General features: G+C 68.7%; 11 protein-coding genes and 1 pseudogene. 10 read left to right on the top strand and 2 right to left on the bottom strand.

Features of this window, described 5'->3' with window-relative positions; genetic code table 11:
* Together SACHA_RS23850 and SACHA_RS0109070 are read left to right on the top strand one after the other, a co-directional pair.
* A partial coding sequence (locus SACHA_RS23850) for a DAK2 domain-containing protein (RefSeq protein ID WP_157601643.1) occupies positions 1-161 on the top strand: 161 nt, incomplete at its 5' end.
* Complete coding sequence (locus tag SACHA_RS0109070) at positions 158-628, top strand: ribose-5-phosphate isomerase (protein ID WP_019809063.1); 471 nt, start codon at positions 158-160, stop codon at positions 626-628. The genes SACHA_RS23850 and SACHA_RS0109070, both read left to right, overlap by 4 nt.
* On the opposite strand, the gene SACHA_RS0109065 is transcribed toward SACHA_RS0109070, so the two are convergent.
* Complete coding sequence (locus SACHA_RS0109065; protein ID WP_051110146.1) at positions 610-1,920, bottom strand: helix-turn-helix domain-containing protein; 1,311 nt, start codon at positions 1,918-1,920, stop codon at positions 610-612. The two genes, SACHA_RS0109070 and SACHA_RS0109065, sit on opposite strands and share 19 nt — an antisense overlap.
* Positions 1,921-2,063: 143 nt before the next feature.
* Here SACHA_RS0109065 and SACHA_RS0109060 point away from each other — a divergent pair, with 143 nt between their 5' ends.
* From SACHA_RS0109060 to SACHA_RS21185, 5 genes are read left to right on the top strand one after another with little or no spacing between them, the layout of a single operon-like run.
* On the top strand, positions 2,064-2,258 hold the full coding sequence (locus tag SACHA_RS0109060) for a hypothetical protein (protein ID WP_019809059.1): 195 nt from the start codon (positions 2,064-2,066) through the stop codon (positions 2,256-2,258).
* Positions 2,255-2,743, top strand: coding sequence for a hypothetical protein (locus SACHA_RS26085; RefSeq protein WP_019809057.1), 489 nt, complete (start codon positions 2,255-2,257; stop codon positions 2,741-2,743). Before SACHA_RS0109060 ends, SACHA_RS26085 begins: the two co-directional genes overlap by 4 nt.
* A 33-nt stretch (positions 2,744-2,776) precedes the next feature.
* The gene (gene tgmA / locus SACHA_RS0109050; protein WP_019809055.1) at positions 2,777-3,109 is read left to right on the top strand and encodes a putative ATP-grasp-modified RiPP; all 333 of its coding nucleotides are present in this window, start codon (positions 2,777-2,779) and stop codon (positions 3,107-3,109) included.
* Positions 3,109-4,068, top strand: a complete 960-nt coding sequence (gene tgmB, locus SACHA_RS0109045; protein ID WP_019809053.1) for an ATP-grasp ribosomal peptide maturase — start codon at positions 3,109-3,111, stop codon at positions 4,066-4,068. The genes tgmA and tgmB overlap by 1 nt, the downstream gene beginning before the upstream one ends.
* Positions 4,065-4,967: a methyltransferase domain-containing protein gene (locus tag SACHA_RS21185; protein ID WP_083935816.1), complete on the top strand. Its 903-nt coding sequence runs from the start codon at positions 4,065-4,067 to the stop codon at positions 4,965-4,967. Before tgmB ends, SACHA_RS21185 begins: the two co-directional genes overlap by 4 nt.
* A 159-nt stretch (positions 4,968-5,126) precedes the next feature.
* Here the strand turns inward: SACHA_RS21185 and SACHA_RS26080 are convergent, their stop codons facing one another.
* Complete coding sequence (locus SACHA_RS26080) at positions 5,127-5,594, bottom strand: ATP-binding protein (protein WP_232211846.1); 468 nt, start codon at positions 5,592-5,594, stop codon at positions 5,127-5,129.
* Between the two features lie 34 nt (positions 5,595-5,628).
* Between SACHA_RS26080 and SACHA_RS0109035 the strand changes: the two genes are divergently transcribed.
* The 3 genes and pseudogenes from SACHA_RS0109035 to SACHA_RS26590 form a co-directional block, all read left to right on the top strand.
* Entirely contained in the window at positions 5,629-6,192 is a 564-nt protein-coding gene (locus tag SACHA_RS0109035) for a MarR family winged helix-turn-helix transcriptional regulator (RefSeq protein WP_019809050.1), read from the top strand.
* Positions 6,193-6,308: 116 nt separating this feature from the next.
* Positions 6,309-7,508, top strand: a complete 1,200-nt coding sequence (locus SACHA_RS0109030; RefSeq protein ID WP_019809049.1) for a homogentisate 1,2-dioxygenase — start codon at positions 6,309-6,311, stop codon at positions 7,506-7,508.
* Positions 7,475-7,666, top strand: a pseudogene (locus tag SACHA_RS26590) (hypothetical protein); the annotation flags it as partial. The gene SACHA_RS0109030 and the pseudogene SACHA_RS26590, both read left to right, overlap by 34 nt.

The following is a 7,666-nucleotide window of genomic DNA, read 5'->3' as shown; positions in this document are numbered from 1 at the left end:
AGGCGGCCGAGGCCACGGCCGGGCTCACGCCCCGGACAGGGCGGGCCCGGCCGCTGGCCGAACGCAGCCTCGGCACCCCGGACCCGGGAGCGACATCCCTGGCCCTCGTCCTCGACCGGGTCGGAGAAATCCTCGCCGGAACGAAGGAGGCAACCCAGTGAGCGAGCAGACACCGCTGCGGATCGTGGTCGGCTCCGACGACGCGGGACTGTCCTACAAGGACGCCCTGAAACAGGACCTGGCGGCGGACCCCCGGGTGGCGCACGTGGTCGACGTCGGAGTGGGAGCCGACGAGCACACGGCCTACCCGCACGTGGCGGTCACCGCCGCCCGCAGGGTCGCCGACGGCGAGGCCGACCGGGCGCTGCTGGTGTGCGGCACGGGCCTGGGCGTGGCGATCAGCGCGAACAAGGTGCCCGGCATCCGCGCGGTCACCGCGCACGACAGCTACTCGGTGCAGCGTTCGGTGCTGAGCAACGACGCCCAGGTGCTGTGCGTGGGCGAACGGGTAATCGGGTTGGAATTGGCCCGGAAACTCGTCTCGGAGTGGCTCGGCCACCGCTTCGACGAGGCCTCCCCCTCGGCGGAGAAGGTCGCCGCCATCACCGGCTACGAACCTGTGCGGTGATCGGCTGTCTCCCGGGTGTTCTCGTACACCTCCCGAAGCTCGGCCGCCTCGGGCACTCCCCGTGTCTCGACCGCGTGCAGGATTTCGGCGGCACGCCAACGGGTGGACGGTACGACCCCGCCGGAGGACAACGCGCGACGAGTGGTGTCGCACGCTTCGTCAAGTTGGTCGGTCGTCACCAATGTCAACGCGAGGTCCAGATGCGCGACCGCCGCCCGGCGGGGCCAGGGACCGGTCTCCGTGCTCGGCCGCAGTCGCCGGATGACCTCGCGGGCGTACTCCTCGGCGGCCGGGTCGCCCACCCACGCCAGCGTTGTCGCGGTGTAGGAGACGCACTTGTCCGGGTCGTAGTGATAGTGATGCTCCGGCCGCCGCGAACGCTCCTTCGGCGACACCAACCGGTGGACGCGCTCGATGATGCGGAGGGCGTCCCGGCTCTGCCCGAGCCGGGCCAGTACACGACCTTCCTGCGCCGTGGCCTGGATCGCAACCGAACTACCTCGCGGGGCGACGTGTCGCGCCGTGCGGGAGCGTTCCCACGCCCGCCGATGATCGCCACCGGTCAGGAGACGCCACGCCTGCGTCTCGTGAATCCACGCGCGGAGTTCGTCGTCCCCGCTCTGCCGGGCTACCTCGACGGCGACGCGGAGCCGGGCCTCGGCGGCGGCCGCCTGTTTCAGGTCCGTGTGCACGGTGGCTGCCAGCAGCGACAACCATCCGCCGATGGCGAGCAGCCGACGATGCTGAGCGAGGGTGGTCCGCCCATCGAGAAGGTGTGCCACGTACGCGAGACGGGTACGCAGTCGTTCCAGTAGTTCGCCGGGCGCCGTGCTGGAGTAGTCCCTGGCGAGCTGGTCGAACGCCTCTTCGAGGGCTGTGAGTGTGGTCTCGCCGAGATCACTCGCTTCGACACGCCGGGCCAGTTCGAGGGCGGCGACTTCGTCGTGGTCCCCGCTCCCGGCGTCCGGAGAGGTGAGGTTTTCCTGCGGTGACGCACACAGTGGTCCGAATGACTCGATCTCGGCCTGGTGTTCGCGCAGTTCGGCCGTCCTCGCGTGCTCGATATGGTTCCGCTTCGCCGACTCCAGTTCCACGAAGGCCGTTCGGAGGACACCGCCCGCGCCGCAACTCTCGTCGGCGGCGCACCAGAAGCGCTCGTCAGCGCCCGCACGTCCGTTTTCGATGTGGTTGACGGTGGTGCGGTCCCGGTATGTCGCTCGCGCGAGGTGTCCCTGGTTCATTCCGGCCGCTTTCCGGAATGTCGCCAGGCGCACGCCCAGTGCACGACGCATCTCAGCAAGGTGCTCCGGCTCACGCGGCATCGGCCCACCCCTCTTCTCCGGTGAACAGCGCGGATCCGAGCGTAGCGGGTGCGCTCCGGTGTGGGCATTCCAGACACGGTCTGACGCACGGGCATGGTCACCGACGATCGTCAATGCATGCGCACGACGGATTCGCGGCAGATCAACGACGAACGCAGACGATCACGAACTGGTTCGAGCTCTACGCCGTCGTGGTGGTCACACCGCCCGTGCTGTACGGCGGGTTCCTGCTGGTGAGCCACCACCGGCACTACCCAGGACACCCACTGCCCGAGGACCCCGACGAACACCCCGAGGAGGACCCATGAGCACCGACGTCGCACCGGCCGCCGTCCCGTCCGCGATCCCGGACGATGTCACCTCCGTGCCGCTCATCCCCGCACAGGTGGCCCAGATCGAACGGATCCTGACCGAGAGCGGTGAGGTCCCTCGTGCCGTCGCGCTGCTCCGCGCGGCCCGGAGACCCGATCTGCCCACCGACGACCCGGACGCCGCCGAGGTGCGAGCGCTGCGTCCACCCGCCGACCGGAACCTCGCCGCCGCGCTGCTGCGGATCGCCCGCGCCGTCGACAGCGAGACAACGGCTCTCTACGAACGCAAGGACAACGGCGAGACCGCTGTCCTCGGCGTCCTCCGGAACCTCGGGTTCCGGCTGCTCGAACTCGGGTCCACCGTGGCCGAGGAGGGCGGTGTCGACTGCCGGGATGTCGAGGCGGCCATCGCATGCGCTCACGGCGTGCCCGACCAGGGATGGCGGATCGCAAAGGGCTCGTCCGCGCCGTCGCACCCCTGATTCCACTTGAAGTCACCCGGAAAGGAGCATTTCGTGACCTCCCCTCAAGGATTCGCCGACGACCCGGTCGCCTCGCACAGCGCCCAGTTCCCCCTAGGTGCACCGCTCGACCGGACCAGCGACGACACGCCGTCGGCCGCCGGAACCCGCCCGTGGATTCTGCGCGCGATGCGCACACCGAGGACGTCGAAGAGTGTGCCTCACGAGTACACCTACCGACACGCCACACAGACCGCCGTCGACGGTTCGGGACAACCGCTGGCGGCACAGGCCACGGCGAACAAGGTCACCAACAACGACGGTGACGAGGGTCCTTCGGAGGACTTCACCTACGACTACGCCCCCGACGAGCCGTTCCCGGTCTGATGTCGATCCTCGTACTCGCCGATGAGCACGACGCCAGTGCCGACGTCATGGTTCGTGCGTTGGAGGACCGGGACGCCGTCGTGCACCGTGTCGACACCGCGTGGTTCCCCCGCCGGCTCAGCATCGCAGCCGAGCTGGCGGGGGGCCGCTGGTGCGGGTGGCTCCGTACGCCACATCGCACGATCGACCTCGACGGCATCACCTCGGTGTGGTTCCGCTCCCCGAGGACCTATCGATTCCCCGACTCGATGACCGGGGCCGAACGCTCCTTCGCCCACCTGGAGGCCAAGTACGGACTGGGCGGTGTACTGACCTCGCTGCCGGTGCGCTGGGTCAACCATCCCGCGCGAGTCGCCGACGCGGCGTACAAACCCGTCCAACTCGCCACCGCACGGCGCTGCGGCCTGCATGTGCCCGACACCCTCATCACCAACGAACCCGAACAGGTCCTGCGCTTCACACGGAACCGCTCTACGGTGTCCAAGGTGCTGGGTGCGAACTCGATCGTCGAACAGGGTGGCCGCAAGATCGCCTTCACCCGTCTGCTCGATGACGCCGACCGCGCCGATCTCACGGGGTTGAGCCAGACCACTCACCTGTTCCAACAATGGGTCGACAAGGCGTACGAGGTCCGTGTCATCGTCATCGGCGACTTCCTGACCGCATTCACAATTCATGCCGGTAGCGCCGCGTCCCAGGTCGACTGGCGCGCCGACTACGCCCACCTGAGCTACGACACATGTGACACGCCCGAGGACGTGGCCTCCGGCATCACGAAACTCATGCGGACACTGGGGCTCCTTTACGGTGCCCTGGATTTCGTGGTGAGCCCCGAAGGTGAGTGGACGTTCCTGGAGGTTAATGCGGGCGGCCAGTACGGCTGGCTGGAACACCATACCGGAGCCCCGCTCACCGCGAGACTCGCCGACCTACTCGTCCGCCCGGTGGGGCACCGATGAGCAGCCCCGGAGTTGACTGGCGCCCACTCGTGGACGCGTTGGCCGACGAACTCACCGTGAGCGGAAAACTGGTCTCCCCCCGCTGGCAAGCTGCGTTCCGGTCGACGCCGAGACACGTCTTCGTACCCGAGTACCGCGAACAGGATTCGACCGGTGAGTGGCGACGCATCGCGGTGGACAGCCCCGAAGCGGTGGCCGCCGTGTACCGCAACGTCGCTTTGTTCACCGACGTCGACGCGCGTGGCCACGGGATCTCGTCATCGTCCATGCCGGGGCTGATGACACGAATGCTGGAACTGCTCGACCTCCATCCCGGGCACCGTGTGCTGGAAATCGGCACCGGAACCGGCTACAACACCGCGTTGTTGTGTGCCGCCCTCGGCGATGCGAACGTGTTCAGCGTCGACGTCGACTACACCACCGCGGCACGGGAACGGCTCGACAGCCTCGGCCACCGGCCCACCGTGGTCACCGGAGACGGTCGGGACGGCCTCGCCGAACACGCACCGTTCGATCGCGTCCTCGCGACGGTCGCCGTCCCGCAGGTGCCACCCTCGTGGTTGGGCCAACTCACTGAAGGAGGACTCGTCCTCGCCGACCTGAAGATCACCGCCTCGGCGGGCAACCTCGTCCTCCTCCGCAAAGCGGGCGACCAGCTCGAAGGCCGATTCGACACCGGACAGGCCTACTTCATGCGGATGCGCCACACCGACGCCCCGGTCGCGCCACCCGACCCCGAAAGTCTCGGTGTGGCAGAAACCCGCACGACACCCTGGGTGCGGCCGTATGGCTGGATCCTGTTCCCTGGTTTCTGTCGTGCCTGGAGTTCGGTGGACAGGTCACGATCGGGTACCGGCTCGGCGACGACCCCGGTGACGGGCCACGCGCGGCCACGCTGACCGGCGACGACGGGTCCTGGGCCGAGGTCGACATGGTTCCACACCGCGGCGAGCCACGGACAGTGACCTACGCGGGGCCGCTGTGGTCGGCCGTCGAACGGGGCTACACCCTGTGGGAGACCACCGGCCGCCCCGGCTGGGACCGACTCGGCGTGACACTCACCGCGACGCGGCAAACGGTCTGGTTGGACGCACCCATCTCGCCGCGAGCCTGGTGTATACACCCATCAGGCTCCCGCCGACAGTCGACGTCGGATTGACCCGCAGTTCGAGCGCACCCCACCCACGCAAGGCCTTCGTCCCGGCGAGCAGGTCCGACATGACCGAGATCGCGGAACCGCACGACACGATCCGCATCGGCGGCTGCCGCGACGGCGCTCCGGGGCCGAACTCGTCGTACAGCCCCTGCAGAATCGACGGGAGTCCGGGCGTCTCCCGGGTCAGATACGGGAACTCGCCGAAAACCAGCAGCTCAGCCGCCTGGCCGAATCGACCGGCGGGCTGTACCACGTCGCCACCGAACAGACCGAGACGATCGCCGTGCGGCGGTTCAACCGGGCACCCACCGATTAGGGTTAACACGCTAGTAACTGTCTTAACGCTAAGCTGCATCCCGATATGATTCATGCTTTAACTATCCGATCCCCTTAGGGTGTGGAGCATGGCGGCGCACGAACCCGGGGAGCCCGGACAGGGCGGACCTTCCGACGACGAGCTGGACTTCTGGTCGTTCGTCGAGCTGGCCAACCGCAGGCTGTACCGCGAGTACGGGTTCCGCCACCAGCTCGCCACGCAGCTGTTGCTCACCCTGAACCGGGCCTCCAACATCGTCACCTACGACCTGGAGGCCTCGATCCACCGGCCGCGCGGCCGGTCGTGGTCGGGGTTCCGGCTGCTGTTCGTGGTCTGGCTGGCCGGACCACTGGAGCCGAAGAAGGCCGCCGAGCTGACCGGGATGAGCCGGGCCGCGGTGTCCAACCTGACCAAGACCCTGGTCGCCGACGGGTTGCTGGAGCGCGACCCCGGCACGCGCGACGGACGGTCGGTGCTGCTCTCGCTCACCGACGCCGGGCACGAGGAAATGGTGACGGTCTTCGGCGAGCAGAACGAGCGGGAACGCGACTGGGTCGACGTGCTCTCCGCCGAGGAACAGCGCATCCTGGTGATGCTGCTGGACAAGCTGGTCTCCGGCCGCGAGGACTTCGACATCCGGGGTCGCACCTGACCCCGCGGGCGAGCGACGCGCCCTTGACCCGAAGGTAGTAAATGGTTTAACTATATGGGCAGGTCCCCCGCGACCGCGGCCTTCCTCGGCCCGCCACCGACAGCAAGGAGGCAGTCATGGCGTACTACCGCCGGGTCGGAAACGTGCCCCCGAAGCGGCACACCCAGCACCGCACGGACGACGGCGGCCTCTACTACGAGGAGCTGATGGGTGAGGAGGGCTTCTCCTCCGACTCGTCGCTGCTCTACCACCGCGAGATCCCGTCGGCGATCGTGGACTCGCAGGTGTGGGAGCCGCCGGACACCGCGACCACCCCGAACCACCCGCTCAAGCCGCGCCACCTGAAACTGCACGACCTCTTCGACGCACGCGCCGCCGCCGACACCGACGTCGTCACCGGACGCCGCCTCGTGCTCGGCAACGGCGATGTGCGGATCTCCTACGTCGTGGCGGGCAAGGAGTCCCCGCTCTACCGCAACGCGCTCGGCGACGAGGTCGTCTACGTCGAGTCCGGTGCCGCCACGGTGGAGACCGTGTTCGGCGCGCTGGAGGCCGGCGCGGGCGACTACGTGATCATCCCGACCTCCACCACGCACCGCTGGCTGCCGCGCGGCGGGGAACCGCTGCGGGCCTACGCGATCGAGTCGAACAGCCACATCGCCCCGCCGAAGCGCTACCTGTCCCGCTACGGGCAGCTGCTGGAGCACGCCCCGTACTGCGAGCGGGACCTGCACGGGCCCGACGAGCCGCTGCTGGCCGAGGGCACCGACGTCGAGGTCTACGTCAAGCACCACGCCGGCGGCAGGGTCGTCGGCACCCGGATGGTGTATCCGACGCATCCGTTCGACGTCGTCGGCTGGGACGGCTGCCTGTACCCGTACCGGTTCAGCATCCACGACTTCGAGCCCCTCACCGGCCGGGTGCACCAGCCGCCGCCCGTGCACCAGGTGTTCGAGGGGCACAACTTCGTGGTGTGCAATTTCGTGCCGCGCAAGGTGGACTACCACCCGCTGGCCATCCCGGTGCCCTACTACCATTCCAATGTAGACTCGGACGAGGTCATGTTCTACTGTGGCGGCGACTACAGCGCCCGCAAGGGGTCCGGGATCGACCAGGGCTCGATCTCGGTGCACCCCGGCGGCTACTCGCACGGCCCGCAGCCGGGCGCGTACGAACGCAGCATCGGCGTGCAGTCGGTCGACGAACTCGCCGTCATGGTGGACACCTTCCGCCCGCTCGAACTCGGCGAGGGCGGCCTGGCGTGCGAGGACCCCGGTTACGCCTGGACCTGGTCGGGACGGGGGCCGGGGCAGTGAGCGCACCGGAGCCGATCCCCGCCTTCGCCCGGGGACTGTGTGACGACGCGGCGGTGTTCCCTCCGGGGCTGGCTCCGCTGTCCGAGGCCGTGCCCGCGCATCGGGCGCACCGCGCGGCCGGGTACCGCGACCTCGTCGGGCCGCTGGTGCTCGCCGAG

This window comes from Saccharomonospora halophila 8 (assembly GCF_000383775.1).
Lineage (GTDB): Bacteria > Actinomycetota > Actinomycetes > Mycobacteriales > Pseudonocardiaceae > Saccharomonospora > Saccharomonospora halophila.
This window is presented reverse-complemented; position numbering and strand designations above follow the sequence as displayed.